The sequence below is a fragment of the Bradyrhizobium sp. AZCC 1610 genome (genome assembly GCF_036924515.1).
Taxonomy (GTDB): Bacteria; Pseudomonadota; Alphaproteobacteria; order Rhizobiales; family Xanthobacteraceae; genus Bradyrhizobium.
The window spans coordinates 1908721-1928124 of the sequence record NZ_JAZHRR010000001.1 but is presented as its reverse complement, the minus strand read 5'-3'; the positions used below and the strand labels follow the sequence as shown (position 1 = coordinate 1928124).

Below are 19404 nucleotides of genomic sequence, written 5' to 3'. Positions count from 1 at the left end.
TCGTAACAGCCCAACCTAATCTCATCCTGCTCTAGCGTGAGCCGGCACTTCCTGGTGTTGGCCGCAGCGGCAATTCTCGTAGTCCACGGGGTCGTGGCTATTGAAGATGGTCACGGCATCGCCGTGATTGGCCTTGAGCGTTCGTAACCTCTCCTGGTTTTCGATCCGCATGGCGCGATCCATATCGCCGCGGCGCTGAAACATGCCGAGCACCAGCGGCACCCGCGGCGAAGCCTGCATCTGGCCATAAAAAAAATAGGCATCGCCCGCGTGCAGCAGCCATTTGTCTCCGCTCCGCACGGCGATGCCGCAATGGCCGAGCGTATGTCCCGGCAGCGGGATCATCAGGATGTCGGGCTCGCGGTCGCCGAGCGCGCGCACGCCCTTGAAGCCGAACCAATCTTCGCCGCCTTCCCCATAGAACGCCCATTGCGGGCCATGCTTCCATTGCGCGGTGACGTAGCGGCCCTTCGGTGCGGGCGTCCGGCGCGTCACCGCCATGTCGTACTCGCGGCGATGGACGTGCACCTTCGCGTTCGGAAAATCCGGAATACCGCCCGCGTGATCGCGATCGAGATGCGTCAGCAACAGATGCCGCACGTCGCCTCTCGAATAGCCGAGCGCCTCGACCTGGCGCACGGCCGTCTCGGCCGGATCGAGCCGCGGCGTGGTCTGCCGAACCCATTTGGGTCCCAGCCGCGGCGGGTTCGCGATGTCGTCCAATCCGATGCCGGTATCGACCAGCGCCAGCCCGTCATTGGTCTCGATCAGCAGGCAATGGCACACCAGGCGCGCGCGCTGAAAAATGCTGCCAGTGCCGTTCACCAGGCGTCGGCCGATCGGGCACATGGTGCCGGTGTTGAGATGGTGGACGCGCATGAGGATGTCTCCTTCGAGGTCAGGCGCCTTGCTTGCCATTCCGCACATCATAGGTAAAATATCGATATCTGATATTATCGATAGGAATAACCTATGGATATCCGCGAACTCCGCTATTTCACCGCCGTGTTCAGGGAGCGCAACCTGACGGCGGCCGCCAAACGCTGCTTCATCTCGCAGCCCTCGATCTCGGCGGCGATCACCAGTCTGGAAGCCGAACTCGGCACGGCGCTGTTCATCCGGCACAAGAAGGGCGTGGCGCCGACGGAAGCAGCCGAACAATTCCACGCCGTGGCCCGCCGCATCATCGACGAGACGGACGCCGCGAAAAACCTGTTCCGAAAGCCTGCGACGCGGAACGCGCTAACGCTCGGCCTGATGCGCACGCTTGACCGGCCGCGAACCATTGCCCTCTTGAAGCCGCTGACCGGGACGTCCGACATCGCGCTCCGCCTCGTCGGCGTCGATGATGCCGCGGATGCGCGGATCGTATCCAAAAATCTGCTGCGCGCCGACGAGCATTTCGTTCCGCTCTGGATCGAGCGCTACGTCGCAGCATTGCCGCCATCGCATCCGCTGACGCTGAAGGAGCGGCTGCGCACCGCAGACCTCGCCGGCGTCGCCATGGTCGATCGCTGTCACTGCGAGCAGAGCGAATTTTTCGGCCGTGCCGCATCAGCGTCACGCCAGCCCGCGGCGATTGCCGAATCCGAAGACTGGGCGATGGCGCTGGTGGCCGCCGGCGTCGGCATTGCCATCGTTCCCGAAGGCGTGGCCCGCGCCAATTCCGATGTCGCCGTGCGCGAGATCGACGTCGACGTGAAGCGCGAGGTCGGCCTCGCCTACAGCTCGGCACGGCCGCCGTCGGAGGCGTTGCAGAATTTTATCGCGAAACTGCAGAGCCAGCGGCCCAAAGCGGGCCGCGTCAAATCGAAGGCTCGGCGCAGCTGACTAGGATGCGTACTCGCGGCTGATCGATGTCCGCTATGCCCCGGATGGCGACCAAATTCCGCATCGCAGCGAAATGACGCGATGTGCCAAACCCGGAAGTGGGCTGTGCCTACTCCATTACTCTGCACAGGACCGGGGCGGCGCCCCACGGCAGGGGCGTCGCCCGGCTGCTGTCAGATCGTCACGCGGCTGCCGTCAAAGCGCGTCAAGGAGAAGCCGTCGAAGGATTCGCGGAGGGTGGTGCGCTCGTCACGCAGCATGCCGATAGCCACTTCCTCGCCGATCGCCATTGAGGCCGAAGCGTCGGAGCGCCAGTGGATGCCCGCCCAATTCCGTCCGAAACCGAAATTCACCGCGAGCTTGTTCAACTCTCCGCCGACCGTGAGCGGCGGGCCGCTATAGGGCACGAGCCTCGTCGGGTCAGCCGGATCGGGCTGTACCGGGTTGGCGATGACGCGGCTCTCGTCGAAAAACGCCTTCAATATGGTAGCCGTGACGGCACCAACGCTCGTGGCACCGCCGGGATAACTGGAGTGAAGGGGCGCGGCCTCCGGATAGGTTTGTGACAAAAGATAGGAGCCGTATTTGGCTTTACTGCGATCAAGCGCTTCCGATTTCAGGAAGTTATCATGCAACGGGTAGTCGCTCACGCCATTGGCGAGGCGATGGTGCGCCAGAGCGCCGTAGGCTTCCGGTCGCACAGCCCGGTGCACCATATACTTCTGCCAGTAGGACGCGCGGACGGAGTTACTGATCCCCGCGGCGAGTAGTGCCTGCACATAAGGCAACCCGAAGGTGGCACCCGCAGGGCTTTGGGTTTTCGATTTCCGATACGGGTTCGATGGGTAGGACACGGGCTCTGCCGGTGGATACATCCCGGCGTACCGTTGATCCGCTCCACCGCCGGGGGTTGCAAGGATCAGTGCTGCCGCCCACCCAAGTGCAGGACCAGCGTGGATATACTCCGCGAGATCTCTTCCTGTCGTGATGTATCGCGGTGTCGGGTCGAACTGCAACCGGCGTTTCGGTACGGCGCCGTTCTGGATCGCCAGCCACTCCTCGTATTCGGTCAGGAATTCGTTGGCGGGCAACGTGGTGCGAATTTGAGCACTGATCCACTGTGCGGCATAGGGCACGTCCCGGAGCAGGAATTGCGAGATCAGCGGGCCGTCCAAAACGCCTGGAGGCGTGACGGAGCGGCCTTTCGGGTCAGTTGGGTCGAAATAAAGCGCATTGGCACGGAACAGCGTACCGGGTGTGACTAGCCCACCAGACTTCGGCCCGCGGAAATCGGCGAGCTTGTTGAGTTCCTCGGTAGCTGCAAGCACGTCGCGATTGGCGGTGTCGTCGCGCAACTCGGTAAGCGGAACATCACGAAGCAGCGATTGCCAATATACCTCGACCGCCTCGCCGCCGCGCTCCGCACTTGCAAGGGCCGGTGCCGCCGGTATCGCAATCTGAGTAGGGTTCATGCCGCTGAGACTGACGGCTTGTGTGCCTACGGGATTGACCAGTTTGCGCGTGCCGCCGAGGGGGATTTTCTCGAAATCTGCGGGATCGCCCGACTGGCAAGCGGTATAGAGCGCCTGCCATGCCGCTTGCTCCACTTCGCCGCGTTTATCGTGCGGCAGGCCCCGTGAATCCGAACCGATCTTGTTGGTGTAGCGCGCCTCATCGCCATTCGTCGGGTGGGGCGCGATGGGAATTTTCTCGTTGTTTCTCGCGCAGGCCTCTCGGACTTCGAAGGCGCGGCGCTTGAACGCCGCGTCGAGCGGTCGCACGTCCACGCTCACGCCCACAGTCTGCGCCGCGGCCGGGGCTACTCCGGGCATGCCCGGCGGAGACGCAAGCACGGCGGCGCTAACTGCGATGCCGGCACCGCCGAGGAGCGAGCGGCGAGTGACCGCGGTAGTCGGCAGGGTCGGCGATGCCAGGTCAGATTCAGTCGAAATGGTGGGGTGGTCAGCCATGGAGATCTCCTCCCTCGCAGGCACCGCTCTGGGGCCCGCGTTTTTCCCTTTTCAGGATTCAAATGGCATCCGGGCGCGCTTACGCGCACCCGCGTTGGAATGCGAATGCTGAAGGACCGGCGAAAAAGGAAGTCGGCTATTCGAGTGCAATGCTTGCCGATGGCACGACGGCTGTCCGTTCAGTCCCGCGAGGAATTCGGCATTTCCCGCCTGCGACGACAGCTATTCAAAGAGTACACGATCTCGTGCGTCCTGGAAAGACGTCTGATCTTTGGACGACTTCCGCTTTGGGTCAAAAGCGTCGTTTTCACAGTCCGACGAAGACTTCCAGTGTACCCCGGTGAACGGACATCGTCAGGGCCGGTCGGCATGTCTCAAAAGTGCCATAGGCGACATACGAGTTTTCGCTTAAAGAGAGGCCGGCAACTGGGCCGACCTTGTAGGATAAAAGGTGCAATGACCCAATTTATGGGTATCGTAATCGGTTGCTTAGAATCGTCCGGCGCGAGTGCTCTTTGGATCAAAAGCCAAGTGGAAGTTCTTGGCGAAATAGCACGCGAGCGTCCTGATCTGGTAGAGCGATACGACAGAGCTATCGCGCTACGCGATGGTCGGGAGATCGAGCGTATTTGGTTTCAGTGCTGCGTCTCCAATAGAGCAATTGACGCAAGTTTGCGGATCAACGGCATCACTGGCCGGGTTCATTTCGGCAATGGCAGCCGTTCGACCCCGCTTTTCCCGCTACCGAATTAGCACACTCGCGGAGTCAAATCAGGGTACTCGGGTCAAAACAGTACTCGCCGCCTGATGTCTGCTCTGGGTCAATCGCTACAAGGTGTTTGCCCCCAGGCCGCAGGCGAAGTCCGCTTTGGCCCGAAGACCGACCCGATTCCTATGCCTAACGCGCTGACGCATGCTTTTCGTGCTCTGTAACTCAGCCGAGGAGTATGGCCATGCAGGATCAAGTGAATACACCCCCGCGCCCAAGCGAGTGCCGTGGAATAAGGGAAAGCTGACTGGCGCAAAGCCACCGCTGCGCCCTAAACACGTGTGGTCGATCCGGACGAAGCTCCAGATCGAAGGCCGCACTCGTGACCTCGCCTTGTTCAATCTGGCAATCGACAGCAAGCTTCGCGGCTGCGACGTGGTCGCCATCCGGGTCGAGGATGTTGCTGCGAGTGGCTACACGGCGGATCGCGCTATTGTCCGGCAAAAGAAAACCGGGCGGCCTGTTAGATTTGAATTAAGTGAGCAAACCCGTCAGGCGGTCGATGACTATCTAAAGGCCGCCAACAAGAGGCCCGGGGAGTTCTTATTCACGGGTCGTCGCGGTTCCGACCGCAGCATGACAACGCGCCAATATGCGCGGCTCGTATCGGAATGGATCGGAAGCGTTGGGCTGGACCCGAGGCTGTTTGGCACGCACTCATTACGACGCATAAAAGCTACCTTGATCTATCGGCTGACAGGCAACCTGAGAGCGGTCCAACTCTTGCTCGGGCATACGAAGATCGAAAGCACGGTCCGGTATCTTGGCATCGAGGTTGATGACACCCTCGCAATAGCGGAACAAGTTGATGTCTGAAATACCAGGGCAGAGTGGACGTGCTCTGCCCTCCCTCAAACCGGTGGTTTGTGCCAGAAGCCGACGAGTTCAGACAAATGCAGTAGATGCGACTGTTATTCCGGCAGCCCAGCCTTGCGAAGAGCGTCTGTCAGATCTTTACGGTCACTCGAAAGCCTGTACGGCACCTTTGAGGCGCGTCGCCAAGGCATGTGAACTCGTTCATAGCCATTTGTGTCATCCGGTACATAACGTAGGCGCAGAGGGCACACGCTATGACCCAACCTGCGAAACGCATACCCACATGGCTGACGATTGACGTGCTAGTGATCGTCATATCGCTGGCGATTATCGGGATCGGGATCGGGATCGGGATTGCTCCCTAGCCACGGGCCGACCGCCCGAACGCTAAAACAACGTATCCGGCTTGCAACCGCGTCAAGGATCGGTTCTGACAGCTACCCCAGTACTACCCAAATTGGTACATCCGGACTGCCGGCTTTCCGAACGGCTCAGTTTTCATAACATCGCAAACCAGAGGAGCTCTCTTGTGTGCGCGCTCCGGCGAGAAAACCGCGTTGGCTCAATCCAGCCCCCTGTACCGCAGCCAAGGGCATGTATCTCGTCGGGGCGCGCAAGCAAGAATTGCCTGGCGCAACGTTCCTCGGGACGCTGTGGATGTGACTTGCAAGCGGAACGGCGGTGAGCATGCGTGGTCGTTTTTACGGATTAGTCGAGTGTTTGATATATCAAGTACCAAACGCCGCTGCCCGGGTTGCATCGGCTGCGACCAGACCGCTGCCAAACGCGACGGGCGGCCAAAAAACGCCTCGACGGACACGGGGCTTTCCGATGTGGGCATTTCTTACGATCAATCCTCGCGCTGGCAGAAACTCTCGGCCGTACCCGAGGAAATTTTCGAGCGCCAGGTGCAAGACAAAACCCACATGCCGGCCACGGCCGGCCTGATCCGCGCTGCTGCCGAGCGAGGCCACCTGGTGCACCTGACCACATAGCTCCGGCTTTGGCGCAATCCTGCGCCGCCCAGTCGCCTCCGGTTGGATACCCCCGGGGCGAGGAGATGCCAGAGTGTTCATCAGGCTGGGGCCGTAAGTTCGACGAGCCGATCGCGCTGCCGGGCGGCGGCAGGCTCGTCCTTCGCCCGCCGCCGCGATCTTGACGCGCTTCAAAGAGACCGGCTGATCGCAATCCGACCAGGCAATCCAACCGACACAAGCGGTTAAGATTTCGTTAACCTTACAGAGCAAGACTTTGCCTGCCGGGGCTGGGCGCATCATGAAAGGAGAATCCCATGCCAAATCTGGAAGAGGCCATTCGCGAACGTGCCTACCACCTCTGGATCGCCGATGGTCAACCCGAGGGCCAGGCGGACATCTATTGGCTCAATGCTCAACGCGAAATTCTCACGACATCCGTTGAAAGCTCAGGCAGCAACGCTGCCGCCGCAGCGCCCACCGACACGAGCTTGGTTGCGACGAAATCCACTAAAAAGGCAAAGGTCGCCCGATCGGGAAAAAACAAAACCCGCGCCGCATAGGTCCATGCGAGCATCGTCACGCGGACCCGTAACGACGACTCCGTCATCAGCGGAGCGGGTAGCCCCGCTCCTGTTCGTCAAAACGAATCGAGGCCGATTTTCAGGAGAAGTACCGGCGCTTCCGCGGCCGTTTCGTGGGAGCGCTCATCAACTGCCGCCCGTTCCAAGATCGCGCAGCGCCTGGGTGGACAAGCCGTTGGCTAAGCGGGAAGCGATGATGCGCCGAGAGTGAGCGACTCGGCAGTCCTGACCACCGCGGCGATCGCGGCGCCGCCCCGCCCGCCAAGATGGCCTGGGCGACGTCATTCGATTGCCTTCGGAGGCAACGCAGATTGCGGCGTGCGCTCGGTGATCTGACTGGATGATAGCCAATTCAACGCGGGAGCGCACCGCTTCCATCTCCAATGGTCATCAGTTCGCGCCCCACCGGTTGGACTTTGATCGCTTTTTGACAGCTACTAATCCAAGCTCCCGCGCTTTCGTTTTCACCGAACCAACGTAGCGTCCAAGGGATTTCGATATTTCTGCCGCGCTATGCCGCTGCCCGCTCATGGAGATCAGGGTCTTAACCTCTAGTTCGGTCCATTCCCGGGGCTTAGACGACTTCATCGCGAGCCAGATGATCTACGGAAAATCCAATGATGGGCTCCAATCTAGGCGAACAGGAGGCCAAGCACGATTTAGAGGTCGCTTCCATAGGCGAGTGCAGTGCTCTCCCGACCGTGACATGAAAAAATCTTCGGCCTGATGGAAGCTTGGCATGGCAGTGGCGGCAGTCGCACAACGTCGTTCGCTTTGCCGAAAGCTGGTGCATCCTAGCGCCGACATTTCACCTGAGCGTCGCGCCGGGTCAGTGACGTCTGCGGGTCAAATTCGGAAGTCCGGGCGCGCAAACTCGGCAGTCCGCTTTACCCCAAGAACAGACATCATCAGCCCGGCCTATCAGGTCCGGAAAGTGCCAGACGTCCCCGTCTTATTCCATCCCATGTACGCAAGCGGCGCTACCGCTTCATCCATTCGGCAATTCTGAGGGGTCTATTTATAAGCCATGCCCGGCCGCGCTCCGGCGCAAAATGGGTCCCGAGGCTGCCCGGCCGCAGTCGCCGCCGTTGCTGGAGCGTTTCTTTTGATCTTCATCTCTCCTACGGGTCCTTTAGAAGTTGGTTCCCGGATGGCCTGGCCGGCGTGAAACCGGCGAGCATTCCGCCATCTGTTTCGCAACGTAGCGGACCGCGCATCAGCCACATTGGTTTCACCGAATAGCCAAAAGAGAGCCAGACGCTAACCAAAGTTCGCGGATAGTGTTTTTTTAGGTTCCCAAACTGAGAAAAGGAATGACCATGCGCATCGTTACTGCATCCGTCATTATTGCAGCACTCTCCCTTGGGACGCCCGCTTTCGTGCAGGCACAAGGGGCATCCCCGCAGTCCGGAGCACAGGAGCCGCCTGCTAAGTCCAGCGCGGTCATTCGGAGCATACAGGTAGTCGACGTTAAGCAACTGCAACCTGCAGTCCGCGCAAAGGTCGACGAACTCGTCGCGCAGACAAGCGAAGAAGACATACAGTCACTTCGGAAGTCCATTGACGCTACACCGGAGGCATCATCTGCACTTAAAGCGAAGGGCTTGAGCTCGTCGCAAGTTGTTGCCATCAACATCGCCGACGGTGTGCTCACGATTTTCGCCAAGACGGCCTGAAGATATGGATCACCAATACTCAGAAGCTCGCATCCGTGAACCGGCGGGGCCTAACGCTCCTCTTCCGGGTGCACGAACTTGTAAGGCGTGATCTTCCCCTGTGCGTTAGGCAAACTCATCGCCGTCCCCGACGCGCAGGGGGCAGTCGCGTGTTCCGAACCCCACCCGTATGACGACTTGCCTACCGTTTCCCGCTGCACATTGATGTGGCATGGCCCGCTTGTTTTCCGTAAGCATACTTTGATCGCGCAGCTCTCATTGTACAGGGGTTCACGGCATAAAAAAGCCGCGTGTGAGGTCAGATAAGCGGACGGCCGAATTGGGTCATTCGCGTCGGTTTGGCCGGACCACGGCGACTTCCGGTCTACCCCGGTGAGAGTCGTCGATACGCCGGCCGGCAGGCATCGGGCGGCCAGCGCAAAGCCTCTTATAATAGCTCGGCTCCCGCGGTGTATGAGGTATGCATACTTTCCCACTATCTGATCTTCATCCGGAAAGCGGAAGTAAATTCAGAACATTGGCGGCACCATCGCTAGCCATTTCGGGTTGATGGGGCTGGGGCCACCGCGAACGTGATTCAATCTCCAAAACTCGAGCCTCGAATCATGCGCTACGAACTCGGCGATTATGAGTGGACCTCGATCAAGCCGATGCTGTCCAACAAGCCACGCGGCATTCGGCGTGTAAATGACCGTCGCGTGCTCAATGGTATCTTTTGGGTCCTGGGGTCAGGAGCACCTTGGCGCGACCTACTAGAGAACTACGGATCTGCTTAGCCCGTATCTGTACCGCACGCGGAATTTGATCGAACGATTCTTCAACAAGACCAGGCAATGTCGGCGTGTCGCGACCCGGTACGACAAACTCTCGGCCAACTATCTAGCGTTCATCAAGCGCGCATCGATCCGAATTTGGCTGCGTGCTAATGAGTCCACTCTTTACCCCTTCACCGTCACGGCGCGCCCGATCACGGGCTGCGCGGCAACCGGCGGGTTGGCGGTTTGCGCCGCGAGTTCACCGATCAGGCGGTCCGCATCGGCCGCGATAGTGTCGGGCGTCTGAATCACCAGCCGCTCCAGCGCCCAGCGATACGATGAAATGCGCCGCTCCAGGCATTGCTGGACCCATTGCACGATCAGCGTGTTCTCTTCCATGCGGGCGATCGCATCGGCCGCTTCGCGCGGCGACAGTTCCGACACCATCTTGAGGCTGGCGCTACGCTTGCGGTCGAGTTCGATGACGCGCGCGGCGGAGGCAAAGAACGGCTCGAACCGCGTGATGTCGTTGCGGACGTCCTCGATCAATTGCTGATAGCGCGAGGTGTGCGAGCGGTGCGGCTCGTCGATCAAAGCGCGTCCGTAGGTGGTGCGGTCGAACACCACCTTCTGCCGCCATGGCGAGGGCAATGGCTGGTAATCGCCGAACACGCTCTTCCAGGCGGGCCGCGAATGCGGCGGCTCGATCAGGGGATAGGCGAGATCGCGAAGCTGGCGCTCGTTCTCGGTGAGCTGGAAGTGCGACGGCTTGAGGCCGACACTAGCCGTGGCCTCGGCACCGAGCCAGCGGTGCATGTCGTCGTTGCGCATATCCGCGCGAGTGCGCCCGAAATCGCCGCCGCTGCAGCCGCCGAGCACCGCACTTGCCACGAGCAGCATGAGAACCGGGAGTGACCGAAGCCCGGTGGTCCGGATCGGGAGGCACAGCTCCGGCATTTCAAATGTCCGTCGTTCAGGGGCGCCGACGGCGACGGCGACCGGGCGCCGCCCCCTCTTCCGGCCCGCGCCCGTCGCCGGTCTCGCCGGCTTTACGTTCGATGCGGACAACGGGAAGGATCAGCACGGTTCCCAAGCCATCGCGTGGAGCGCCATCCATGGTTGAGCCCGGCCGCCGCGAAGCCGCATCCGCCGGAAATTCAATGATGGTGCCCATGTTCCGTTCTTTCTGGTTGCCGCACGGACACGATCTGGCCGGCGACATGCCATTATTCAGAACAGAACGTGGTTAACGGCATCTTAATTTGTGCAGGCGGTACAGTTACGGGGTCCGGCACTGCTCGCGCCCGCCGAAAGCTGGCATTTTATCGGATTTCTTCACGGGCTGTTTTCCTTAACCAACTCTTAAAGCGCGCTGCGTAGGCTGACCCGAGGGGATTACCGAAGTCGCGTACACCTGACATGACAGCAGCTCTATTGTTTCCGGGATTCGACGGGCTGATGACGCTCTCGCGCCGCGAGGGGGTCGATATCAGGCCTACCTTGCTGCGCGTGCTGACCGACCTCTATGTCCAGACCAGCGCCCATTCCGCCGACGAGGAGCGGCAGTTCATCGAACTGACGTCCCGTTTGATCGACCAGGTCGATGACGCTACCCGCGCCGCTGTGCGGGCGCGGCTCGCGATCTATCCGGCAACACCGGCCGAGATCATGGACAAGCTCGGGCTGCGGCGTTCGCATCCCGGCGAGGCGCTGCCGCTCGCAGCCGCGATTGCCGCCGCGCCGACCAGCGCGCCGACGCTGAAGCCGCCGACCGAAGCGCAGTTGCGGATGGCGTCCACCCTGTCGATGCGGCCCAACGATGCCGCCGAAATCAGCGACATGTTCTTCGCGGCCGGCGCCAGCGAGCGCGCGCTGATCCTGCACAATATCGCCGACACGCCGCTGAAAGCCTCGCCGCGAATTCCGGCAGCCCGCGCCGCGCGCGCGCTCCATATCCTGGAGATGGCCGCGTTCGCCGAGGACACCGAAAACTTCGCGCTCGAACTGGGCGAAGCATTGATCCTGCCGCAGCGGATTGCCGAACAGGTGGTCCACGATCCCGGTGGCGAGCCGCTGGCCTGCGCCGCGCGCGCACTGGACATGCCGAGCGCAGCCTTCCAGCGCGTGCTGCTGTTCCTCAATCCCGAGTTCGGCTCCTCCGTGCACAACGTCTATAGGCTGTCACGGCTCTACGACCGGCTGAGCGAACGGTCCGCGCTGGTAATGCTGGCGGCGTGGCGCGGCTCGACCATGGCCGTCACCCGCGCCAAATACCGCGCCGCGCTCTACGACGACGACCGGCATCGCGCGCGCGTCGCGACCCCGCAGACCCGCCCCTCGGTGCAGCCCGGAAGCTCTCCGGCGGTACGCACCGGCACCGACGGCCAGAAGCGCTAAGACTTCGCCAGATCCAGAAAATGCCGCCCTGCCCGGTCCTCGGTCTCGACGATCCAGGCGTCGGGATCGAACCGGAGTTCCTTGGCGAGGCGTTCTTCCACCGATTGCTCCGGCACCGGCTGCAGCGAAGCGGACACGAACAAGCGCTCGGCCGGGCGGCTCTCGTCATAGACGGTCTGCGGCGCCGGTGCATACAGCATGGCGTTGCCGTCGAGCAGCGCCACCTTGACGAACACCGCCCCCGCCTCCTCCGCCCCGCGCTTGCGCACGGCGCCAAAGATTCCCTCGGTCTGGCAGCGGCGCAGGTAAGCGGCCACCCAGATGCTGGATTTCAATCGCATGGTGGCGACGGTATAGGCCAGCGACCAGGCGGAAGCTAGTCGATCGGATGCCCGATCATTGCCGTAAGCTCTTTCACCAGGCGATCGGACATCTGGCCGGTCACCGGGAGCTTGCGGTCGCGCTCGAATTTCGAGATGGCGGCCTGCGTGTCGGCACCGACCGCGCCGGTCGGCTTCAACTGGCCGTAGCCATATTGCGTGAGCGCGCGCTGCACCGCCGCCACGCGGCGCGCGCCGGCGCTTTGCGCGGTGGCCGGAATCGGCGCGGGCGGACGCGCCACATTCGCGGGTGCCGCGGTAGGCGCACCGGTCGACTTGACCATCAGATTGGTCATCGGATCGGCGTTCTTGGAATCGGTGTTCCTGGGATCGGCGCTCCTGATCTCGACGTGTTTGGGATCAGCGCCCCTGACCTCGACCGGCCGGCTTTCCGGCGGCTCGATCTCGACCGGCCTTGAGGTCAGTTCGACCGGGCGCGGGCGCGGTAACGAGCTCACGACGGGGCCTTGCGGCGCCGGCAGCGTCACCACCGAACCGAACATCGGCGAAGGATGGCGGCCGGCCTGCAGGAACAGCGCATTGGCGAGGATGGCGCAGATCGCGGCAGCGGCGAGCAGGCCCGCGACCATGTCTTTCGGACTGTGCAGGAGGATGCGCATCACAAGGCCGCGCTTTTCCTCCACTTCAATCGCAGCCGCCTTCGCGCCGCGACGGCGGCGGCGCGGCATCTCGTCATCGTCGTCAATACGCCTGGGCACGCTTCTTCACCTGATGGACTTGATCCTGTTCGGGTCGCAACGCCGGCTTCAGCGTCGCGACGTTGTTTGAAGTGGTCAGCGAAGGCGCAAAGTCAAGCGGCAAGGCAACTGTCACCGTGGTGCCCTCGCCGACCGTGCTCTGCACGTTCATCTCGCCATCGTGCAATCCGACCAGACTCTTCACGATCGACAAACCGAGGCCGGTGCCTTCGTGCTTACGCTGATAGGTCTTGCCGGCCTGGAAGAACGGATCGCCGATCCGCGAGAGATCCTCGGCGGCGATCCCGACCCCGGTATCGGTGACACACAGCATCAGCCGCGCGCCCTCGACCGCGGCGGAAACCGTTACGCTGCCGCCGCGCTCGGTGAACTTGATGGCATTGGCGACGAGGTTCAGCGCGATCTGCTTGAACGCGCGGGGATCGCCGTTCATCACGGGCAAGTCCTCCGCCGCGCGGGTGATCAGATCCACGCCGTTGTCCCGCGCCTTCAGCGCCAGCAAATTGCAGCAGTGCAAGAGCGCCGCGCGCGGCGCGAACGGCTCCGGCGAAATTTCGAAATTACCGGTTTCCATCTTGGAGATATCGAGGATGCCGTTGACGACCGACAAGAGATGCTGGCCGGAATCGTTGATCAACTGCGCGTATTCCTTGCGGCGCGCGGCATCGAGCATCATCGCCTCTTCGTGCACGATCATCTCGGAGAAACCGATGATGGCGTTCAGCGGCGTGCGCAGTTCGTGGCTCATGGTGGCCAGGAATCGGGTCTTGGAGGCATCCGCCTGCTCGGCGGCGGTGCGCGCCAGTTCGAGTGCCTGTTCCTGGACCTTGCGGTCGGTGACGTCGCGCATCACGGCGACGACATCGGCCTCGGGCGAAACCTGCTCGAGCGGCCGGCAACGCATCTCGACCCAGATGAAATCTGCGGAAATGTTCTGGCCGCGAACCGCGTCGCGGCGCAGACGGAATTCGACGCGTTGCTCGCTGCCGCGCGCGGCATCCGACAGCGCCGTGAGGTAGGCCGGACGATCAACGACATGGACGCGGTCGAACAGGCCCTGGCCGGTGAGCCGCGCGCCCGGCGTGCCGAGCATGGCTTCCGCCGCCGGCGAAATGAATTCCACGGCGCCGTTGCGGTTGTGACGCGAAATCACGTCGCTCATGTTTCGCGCGAGCAAGCGATAACGGTCTTCCTCCAGATAGAGCAGCGCCACGGAAGTGCGCGCCAGCGATTCGGCGCTGACGGCCAGTCCTGCGGCATAGAGCGTCGCGCAAGCCACGCCTGCTCCCATCAGGACGCCGCGCAGGGCCGCGTTCGACTCCGGCACCGGCAGGAAGTGAAAATGTCCGAGCGCGATCAGCAAGGCGGCGCATGACAGCGCCAGCGCGGAAGCGAATGCGACCACGCGGCGCGAGGCCGACAGCGCGGCTTCCAGGGGAACGACGATGAGCCAGACCGCGGCAAATGATTCGATGCCGCCGGTGGTTATGGCAACCATCATGACGAGGCTCGCCAGCGCCAGCGCGGAAAGGATATGCGCGCCTTCGTAGCGGCCGGTGCGCGACAGGAACCAGGACAACAGAATGGGCGCGATCAGCCAGGCGAAGGCCGCGACCTCGAGCGCCGTGGGCGCCCCGCGTATCGCCAGATAGATCGGAAAAGCTGCGAGCGCCACCAGGCTGCCGAGCAGCCGCGGCCCCATGAATGCGCGGTGACGCGAACGCGTCAACGCATCATATCGCGCCGAGGGATGCAGCAGGGCATCGAGACAATCGCGGATGATACTCAAAACAATCACGGCTCTCGCGCTTCGGTTGTTCGTCGGACAGACGCGCCGGAACGCCCCCATTATCCTTTGCGCCACCGTGTCAGAGCGAACTTAAGCGAACGCTAAGGCGCGGGGAGTCGCCGACCAACGCCGTGCATTCGCGGGGGTTTCACGCCTCGCACGGCGCTCATTCGACGCGGATGGTGAACGACAGGTTACAAGCCGCGATCGATCTATGGTTTCGAAATGGTGGATGCGCGAACGGCGCGAACTTTTCGCGCGATAGTGGGTCATCAATCGAAAATTTACGCCGAATCGAATCATTGCAATTTTCAGCGAATTTTTGGCGACTTTACCTCAATGGAAACACTTCCGATTTATCGACGGCTGGTAGTCAGGAACAAAGCTGCGGTTTAACCGCAACACAACCATAAGAGACGACCGGGGTCGCGAGATGTTTTTTCTGCTTCGCATGGCATTCTGGCTCGGGCTTGTGCTCGTGCTGTTGCCCAGGGAAAAGACGCCTGAATCGGACAAGGTGCCGCAGATCGGCGCGTCCGAAGCCGTATCGGCTGCGACCGCGGCCGTCTCCGACATGGGCCAGTTCTGCAAGCGCCAGCCGGCGGCTTGCGAGGTCGGCGGTCAGGCGGCGACGGCGATCGGCCAGCGCGCCCAGGATGGCGCCCGCCAGTTGTACAAGATCATCACCAAGCCCGACCATCCCGGCACCCCCGACAAAAAGCCCGATCACACCAGTTCGATCGGCGATGACGCCGAGGCCGTAGTCGTGAACGCGTCGCCCCCCGCCGACGCGCTGACGGGAGACGACATGGCGATCGAATGGCGACTGCCGCGGACGCCATTGGCCTCAAAATAAGACCGCGGAACCGGTTCCATTTCCGTCGCTTTCGTTCGATCCGCATCCTATATAGGACTTTAAGGAAACGGACGCGGGCCAGGATGACGATCGACGAAATCAGGGACAATTTCGAGCTGCTGGAGGAGTGGGACGACCGCTACCGGTACGTCATCGAACTCGGCCGTATGCTTGATCCGATGCCGGACGCCGAGCATTCCGCCGAGAACAAGGTCAATGGCTGCGTCAGCCAGGTCTGGCTGGCCAGGCAGATCGACCGCAGCGGCAACGGTGAGCCGCGCCTGAAATATTTGGGCGACAGCGACGCCCACATCGTGCGCGGCCTGATCGCGATCCTGCTCACGCTTTATTCCGGCCGCACGCCGCAGCAGATCCTGGCAACGGATGCGCTGGCCGTATTCGACGAATTCGGATTTCGCGATCACCTGACGCCGCAGCGTTCGAACGGCTTGCGCTCCATGGTCGAGCGTATCCGCTCCGACGCGCGCGAGGCGCTGGCCGCGGCTTCCTGACGTTTAGAGGTTACCCGCTTCGCTTGAAAACGCTCTGGGCTACTTCCGCTTCCGCGCCTGCTGGCCGAGGCCCATCTTCTTGGCGAGCTGTGAACGCGCCACCGCGTAGTTCGGCGCCACCATCGGGTAATCCGGCGGCAGGCCCCATTTGTCGCGATATTGCTCCGGCGTCATGTTGTACTGCGAGCGCAGATGGCGCTTCAGCGACTTGAAGCGCTTGCCGTCCTCGAGGCAGACCAGATATTCCGGGGTCATCGACTTCTTCACCGACACCGCCGGCTTGGCCGGCTCGAGCGGCGTCTCGGGGCGGCCGCTCGACACCCGCATCAGCGCGGCATGGACCTGGCTGATCAGGTTCGGGATTTCCGAGGCCTGGGTCGGATTGTTGCTGAGATAGGCCGACACGATATTGGCGGTCAGTTCGACGGGCGTCTTGCCGGCGGAATCGGTCATGGCTCAACCTTTTTGGGATCGCGAATGCACTAAGACCGCTGGTCGAGATGCGCGCGCAGTTCATCGATCGAGGCGAAGCGCATCATCCCTTCCGGCATCTGGGCCTCGATCGAACCGTCGGAATAGAGCGAATAGGCCATGCCATCGACAACGCCCGATTTCAGCACCGTCACCTCCGACTGCTCCTCGGTGTGCGCCGGTCCGCCATTGGCTTCCGTGGGCGTCGGGGGCATGCGGCCGCTGCGCCGCAGCGGCGGACTTTCACCGGGCTTTGCGCGTTCCGCTTTCGGCCAGGCATCGTCGAACGGTGCCCGCTGCGGTTCGCCAGTTTCGACCGGCGGCACGGTGGGCGGCCTGGAGCGAAGGTCTGACGACAACAGGTCCGGCGGCAGCGGCTCGCTGGCCCGCGCTTGGGCGCGCTCGCGCTCTTTTCGCGATGTCGAGGAAAACAGCAAATTGCGCTTCGGCTTCGTAGCTGGCGGTTCGGGGTGCATCGGTTCCGGGATCGGGTGATCACGCAGGACAGCCTCGTTCTGCCACGGCGGCGGTGCCGCTGGAGCGAAAGGCGGCGGCGCCGCTGGAGAGAAGGGTCCGGAACCGCCGGGCTGATCAGCGGCCGGGAAGCCGCCACCGGCAGAGGCGGAATCCCGCGCCGCAGCGACGGGAAGCACGGGCCGCGCCATGGCTTCACCGCGCGCTTCAGGCACGCCAGCGCCGAGCCGCCGCGCGATGTTCTTCAACTCCCGCACCGTCATCCAGAGCGCGAGCATGATCGCGCCGGTGCAGACGCCGATCACGCCGGCGATGATCAGCGTGTTGCCGGTACTGAATTCCTTGATCGGGATCCCAAAGCCGATCGCCAGCAGGCCCGCCAAAACGAGGCCGATCCCGGCGACCAACATAACAAACGTCATTGAACTAATCCCTCAGCCGCGCCCGAAACGCTCGCAAGCCGCCCCACGCCACGATACCGTCATATTGTGTGCACCGCCAACCGCCAATTGCGTCCAGGGTTCCGCAATAGCGTCGTTCGATTGCAGGATTCCGGTCGCGGACAATCATGCTGCCATTCAGGTAGCGTTCAGCCCGCTGCCCGTAGTTTTACCATCTACTAATTACCGTCTTTTTGTTGCATTGCATCAGGGATTTAGGCCACAATTCCCAATTACTTGGAAATGGAACTGCGCTATATGGGTACCCGGGGAATGAGGCTCAAGCATATCCACGTTGGGCCATAGGGGACGCTGGGTTACCAATCGCCATGTCAGCCATCACGACTTCTGCCCTCGATACGCCCGCGCGGCGCTCGGTGGAGCGGACCTGCGACGACCTCGCCATATTCGCGCTGGCCGCGGTCACGCTCGTCGCCGGCCTGACCTTCCGTGACTACGGATTGGGCTGGGACGACTACACGCACGCCGAATATGCCGATCTGCTGCTGCGGATGTATGGTTCCGGCTTCAAGGACACCGGCGCGCTGTCGTTCGCCAATCTCTATATGTATGGCGGCGGCTTCGACATGGCGGCGGCCCTGCTGCACAAGGTCATTCCGCTCGAACTGTTTGAAACGCGCCGCCTGCTTGGCGCCGTCGTCGGCCTGATCGGCCTTGCCGTGACGTGGCGGCTGGCGCGGCGCGTCGGCGGCCCGCTTGCCGGGCTCGCGACGCTGCTGCTGTTGGCGCTGTGCCCGACTTTCTACGGGCACATGTTCATGAACCCGAAAGACGCGCCGTTTGCCGTCTCGATGGTGATCCTGATCCTGGGTCTGGTGCGCCTCGCCGAGGAATATCCCGCCCCCTCGCCGCGAACCATCCTGATCGTCGGCCTCGGCGCCGGTCTGTCCATCGGCTGCCGGATTCTCGGCGGGCTGGCTTTGGTCTATGCGCTGGTGGGCTTCGTCCCGCTGCTAATTGATGAAGTTCGCACGCAAGGCTCGCGTGAAGCGATCCGCCGCTTTGCCCATGTCGTATACGTGCTGCTGCCCGGCCTTGTGGTCGGATACCTGATCATGGGCCTGGTATGGCCGTGGGCGATCATGGAGGCAGACCATCCCTTCAAGGCGCTGACCTATTTCTCGCACTTCTTCGAAAAGCCCTGGAAGGAAATGTTCGACGGCGCGCTGGTCTCGGTGCCGGATATGCCGTGGTCCTACCTGCCGACGCTGTTCGCGCTGCAGCTTCCCGAAATATTGCTCGCGCTCCTGCTCGCCGGCGTCGTCGGCACCTTCATGTCGCTGTCGCGCGCCGACGTCTCGGCCCGCCGCAAGACCATCTTCCTGATGCTGACGCTGGCGGCCAGCCTGCCGCTGGTGATCGCGATGGTGAAGCGGCCGGCGCTCTACAACGGCATCCGGCATTTCGTTTTCGTCATCCCGCCGATGGCGGTGCTCGCCGGCGTATCGTTCGCCTGGGGCATGAAATGGCTCAAGGACAATCACCGCCGCTGGCAACCGGCCGCGCTGGCGATGTTCTCGTTCGGTCTGCTGTTGCCGCTGAGCGAGATGATCCGCCTGCACCCGTACGAATACACCCATTTCAACCACATCGCCGGCACCGTTCGCGGCGCCGACAAGATGTTTATGCTGGATTATTGGGGGCTGGCGCTGAAGCAGGCTTCCGACGGTCTGCGTGAGGAACTGGTCGAGCGGCAGGAATTTCCTCCACTGGGACGCAAGTGGAAGGTCGCGGTGTGCGGCCCGCAGCGTCCGGCGCAGGTGGCGCTCGGCCCCGACTTCACGATCGGCTGGGACAGCCAGTCCGCCGACTTCGCGATGACGCTGGGCGAGTTCTACTGCAAGGGCCTCACCGCGCCCGTCATGGTGGAAATCAAGCGTGACGATGTCGTGTTCGCGCGCGTCTACGATATCCGCGGCCGCGGCATCTCGACCCTGCTGGCAATTCCGGCGCCGTAACGGCGCATGGCCG

Annotated in this window: 19 protein-coding genes and 2 pseudogenes; 12 read left to right on the top strand and 9 right to left on the bottom strand. The window is 62.3% G+C overall.

Annotation, left to right across the window (positions count from 1 at the left end):
• Positions 1–21: 21 nt before the first annotated feature.
• Positions 22–879: an MBL fold metallo-hydrolase gene (locus V1279_RS09230; protein ID WP_334434554.1), complete on the bottom strand. Its 858-nt coding sequence runs from the start codon at positions 877–879 to the stop codon at positions 22–24.
• A gap of 93 nt (positions 880–972) precedes the next feature.
• Between V1279_RS09230 and V1279_RS09225 the strand changes: the two genes are divergently transcribed.
• Positions 973–1830, top strand: coding sequence for a LysR family transcriptional regulator (locus V1279_RS09225; RefSeq protein WP_334434552.1), 858 nt, complete (start codon positions 973–975; stop codon positions 1828–1830).
• A 173-nt stretch (positions 1831–2003) separates the two neighbouring features.
• Here V1279_RS09225 and V1279_RS09220 read toward each other — a convergent pair whose 3' ends face one another.
• Positions 2004–3800 carry a vanadium-dependent haloperoxidase gene (locus tag V1279_RS09220; protein WP_334434550.1) on the bottom strand — a complete coding sequence of 599 codons (1797 nt, stop codon included), beginning with the start codon at positions 3798–3800 and terminating at the stop codon, positions 2004–2006.
• Positions 3801–4256: 456 nt separating this feature from the next.
• Here V1279_RS09220 and V1279_RS09215 point away from each other — a divergent pair, with 456 nt between their 5' ends.
• From V1279_RS09215 to V1279_RS09185, 7 genes and pseudogenes are all read left to right on the top strand, one after another.
• Positions 4257–4553 carry a hypothetical protein gene (locus tag V1279_RS09215; RefSeq protein WP_334434548.1) on the top strand — a complete coding sequence of 99 codons (297 nt, stop codon included), beginning with the start codon at positions 4257–4259 and terminating at the stop codon, positions 4551–4553.
• 160 nt (positions 4554–4713) lie between these two features.
• Positions 4714–5385, top strand: a complete 672-nt coding sequence (locus V1279_RS09210; protein WP_334434546.1) for a tyrosine-type recombinase/integrase — start codon at positions 4714–4716, stop codon at positions 5383–5385.
• 716 nt (positions 5386–6101) lie between these two features.
• The gene (locus V1279_RS09205) at positions 6102–6380 is read left to right on the top strand and encodes a hypothetical protein (RefSeq protein ID WP_334434544.1); all 279 of its coding nucleotides are present in this window, start codon (positions 6102–6104) and stop codon (positions 6378–6380) included.
• A 296-nt stretch (positions 6381–6676) separates the two neighbouring features.
• Positions 6677–6922, top strand: coding sequence for a DUF2934 domain-containing protein (locus tag V1279_RS09200; protein WP_334434542.1), 246 nt, complete (start codon positions 6677–6679; stop codon positions 6920–6922).
• 1334 nt (positions 6923–8256) lie between these two features.
• On the top strand, positions 8257–8619 hold the full coding sequence (locus V1279_RS09195; RefSeq protein ID WP_334434540.1) for a hypothetical protein: 363 nt from the start codon (positions 8257–8259) through the stop codon (positions 8617–8619).
• Between the two features lie 605 nt (positions 8620–9224).
• Positions 9225–9386: pseudogene (locus V1279_RS09190) on the top strand (transposase); the annotation flags it as partial.
• Between the two features lie 16 nt (positions 9387–9402).
• Positions 9403–9540: pseudogene (locus V1279_RS09185) on the top strand (IS5/IS1182 family transposase); the annotation flags it as partial.
• A 17-nt stretch (positions 9541–9557) separates the two neighbouring features.
• Here V1279_RS09185 and V1279_RS09180 read toward each other — a convergent pair.
• Together V1279_RS09180 and V1279_RS09175 are read right to left on the bottom strand one after the other, a co-directional pair.
• Positions 9558–10274 (bottom strand): hypothetical protein, encoded by a 717-nt coding sequence (locus V1279_RS09180; protein ID WP_334446279.1) that lies wholly within the window; start codon positions 10272–10274, stop codon positions 9558–9560.
• Between the two features lie 73 nt (positions 10275–10347).
• The gene (locus V1279_RS09175; protein ID WP_275183902.1) at positions 10348–10548 is read right to left on the bottom strand and encodes a hypothetical protein; all 201 of its coding nucleotides are present in this window, start codon (positions 10546–10548) and stop codon (positions 10348–10350) included.
• 245 nt (positions 10549–10793) lie between these two features.
• Here V1279_RS09175 and V1279_RS09170 point away from each other — a divergent pair, with 245 nt between their 5' ends.
• Positions 10794–11771: a DUF2336 domain-containing protein gene (locus V1279_RS09170; RefSeq protein WP_334434534.1), complete on the top strand. Its 978-nt coding sequence runs from the start codon at positions 10794–10796 to the stop codon at positions 11769–11771.
• Here the strand turns inward: V1279_RS09170 and V1279_RS09165 are convergent.
• From V1279_RS09165 to V1279_RS09155, 3 genes are read right to left on the bottom strand one after another with little or no spacing between them, the layout of a single operon-like run.
• Positions 11768–12112 (bottom strand): DUF1491 family protein, encoded by a 345-nt coding sequence (locus V1279_RS09165; RefSeq protein WP_334434532.1) that lies wholly within the window; start codon positions 12110–12112, stop codon positions 11768–11770. The genes V1279_RS09170 and V1279_RS09165 overlap by 4 nt on opposite strands.
• A 35-nt stretch (positions 12113–12147) precedes the next feature.
• Positions 12148–12870: a peptidoglycan-binding domain-containing protein gene (locus V1279_RS09160; RefSeq protein WP_334434530.1), complete on the bottom strand. Its 723-nt coding sequence runs from the start codon at positions 12868–12870 to the stop codon at positions 12148–12150.
• Positions 12854–14719, bottom strand: coding sequence for a sensor histidine kinase (locus V1279_RS09155; protein ID WP_334434528.1), 1866 nt, complete (start codon positions 14717–14719; stop codon positions 12854–12856). Before V1279_RS09155 ends, V1279_RS09160 begins: the two co-directional genes overlap by 17 nt.
• A 373-nt stretch (positions 14720–15092) precedes the next feature.
• On the opposite strand from V1279_RS09155, the gene V1279_RS09150 reads away from it, so the two are divergent.
• Positions 15093–15515, top strand: coding sequence for a DUF5330 domain-containing protein (locus V1279_RS09150; protein WP_334434526.1), 423 nt, complete (start codon positions 15093–15095; stop codon positions 15513–15515).
• Between the two features lie 83 nt (positions 15516–15598).
• Entirely contained in the window at positions 15599–16027 is a 429-nt protein-coding gene (locus V1279_RS09145; protein ID WP_334434524.1) for a SufE family protein, read from the top strand.
• A 39-nt stretch (positions 16028–16066) separates the two neighbouring features.
• On the opposite strand, the gene V1279_RS09140 is transcribed toward V1279_RS09145, so the two are convergent.
• Entirely contained in the window at positions 16067–16480 is a 414-nt protein-coding gene (locus tag V1279_RS09140; RefSeq protein WP_334434522.1) for a MucR family transcriptional regulator, read from the bottom strand.
• Positions 16481–16509: 29 nt separating this feature from the next.
• Positions 16510–17394 (bottom strand): DUF308 domain-containing protein, encoded by an 885-nt coding sequence (locus V1279_RS09135; RefSeq protein ID WP_334434520.1) that lies wholly within the window; start codon positions 17392–17394, stop codon positions 16510–16512.
• 347 nt (positions 17395–17741) lie between these two features.
• Between V1279_RS09135 and V1279_RS09130 the strand changes: the two genes are divergently transcribed.
• Entirely contained in the window at positions 17742–19391 is a 1650-nt protein-coding gene (locus V1279_RS09130; RefSeq protein ID WP_334434518.1) for a glycosyltransferase family 39 protein, read from the top strand.
• Positions 19392–19404: the final 13 nt, after the last annotated feature.

Bases quoted from the DNA above. Each gene is read 5' to 3' on its own strand.
- V1279_RS09230 (WP_334434554.1), bottom strand. From the start codon at position 879: ATGCGCGTCCACCATCTCAACACCGGCACCATGTGCCCGATCGGCCGA.
- V1279_RS09225 (WP_334434552.1), top strand. From the start codon at position 973: ATGGATATCCGCGAACTCCGCTATTTCACCGCCGTGTTCAGGGAGCGC.
- V1279_RS09220 (WP_334434550.1), bottom strand. From the start codon at position 3,800: ATGGCTGACCACCCCACCATTTCGACTGAATCTGACCTGGCATCGCCG.
- V1279_RS09215 (WP_334434548.1), top strand. From the start codon at position 4,257: ATGACCCAATTTATGGGTATCGTAATCGGTTGCTTAGAATCGTCCGGC.
- V1279_RS09210 (WP_334434546.1), top strand. From the start codon at position 4,714: ATGCTTTTCGTGCTCTGTAACTCAGCCGAGGAGTATGGCCATGCAGGA.
- V1279_RS09200 (WP_334434542.1), top strand. From the start codon at position 6,677: ATGCCAAATCTGGAAGAGGCCATTCGCGAACGTGCCTACCACCTCTGG.
- V1279_RS09195 (WP_334434540.1), top strand. From the start codon at position 8,257: ATGACCATGCGCATCGTTACTGCATCCGTCATTATTGCAGCACTCTCC.
- V1279_RS09180 (WP_334446279.1), bottom strand. From the start codon at position 10,274: ATGCTGCTCGTGGCAAGTGCGGTGCTCGGCGGCTGCAGCGGCGGCGAT.
- V1279_RS09175 (WP_275183902.1), bottom strand. From the start codon at position 10,548: ATGGGCACCATCATTGAATTTCCGGCGGATGCGGCTTCGCGGCGGCCG.
- V1279_RS09170 (WP_334434534.1), top strand. From the start codon at position 10,794: ATGACAGCAGCTCTATTGTTTCCGGGATTCGACGGGCTGATGACGCTC.
- V1279_RS09165 (WP_334434532.1), bottom strand. From the start codon at position 12,112: ATGCGATTGAAATCCAGCATCTGGGTGGCCGCTTACCTGCGCCGCTGC.
- V1279_RS09155 (WP_334434528.1), bottom strand. From the start codon at position 14,719: ATGGGGGCGTTCCGGCGCGTCTGTCCGACGAACAACCGAAGCGCGAGA.
- V1279_RS09150 (WP_334434526.1), top strand. From the start codon at position 15,093: ATGTTTTTTCTGCTTCGCATGGCATTCTGGCTCGGGCTTGTGCTCGTG.
- V1279_RS09145 (WP_334434524.1), top strand. From the start codon at position 15,599: ATGACGATCGACGAAATCAGGGACAATTTCGAGCTGCTGGAGGAGTGG.
- V1279_RS09140 (WP_334434522.1), bottom strand. From the start codon at position 16,480: ATGACCGATTCCGCCGGCAAGACGCCCGTCGAACTGACCGCCAATATC.
- V1279_RS09135 (WP_334434520.1), bottom strand. From the start codon at position 17,394: ATGACGTTTGTTATGTTGGTCGCCGGGATCGGCCTCGTTTTGGCGGGC.
- V1279_RS09130 (WP_334434518.1), top strand. From the start codon at position 17,742: ATGTCAGCCATCACGACTTCTGCCCTCGATACGCCCGCGCGGCGCTCG.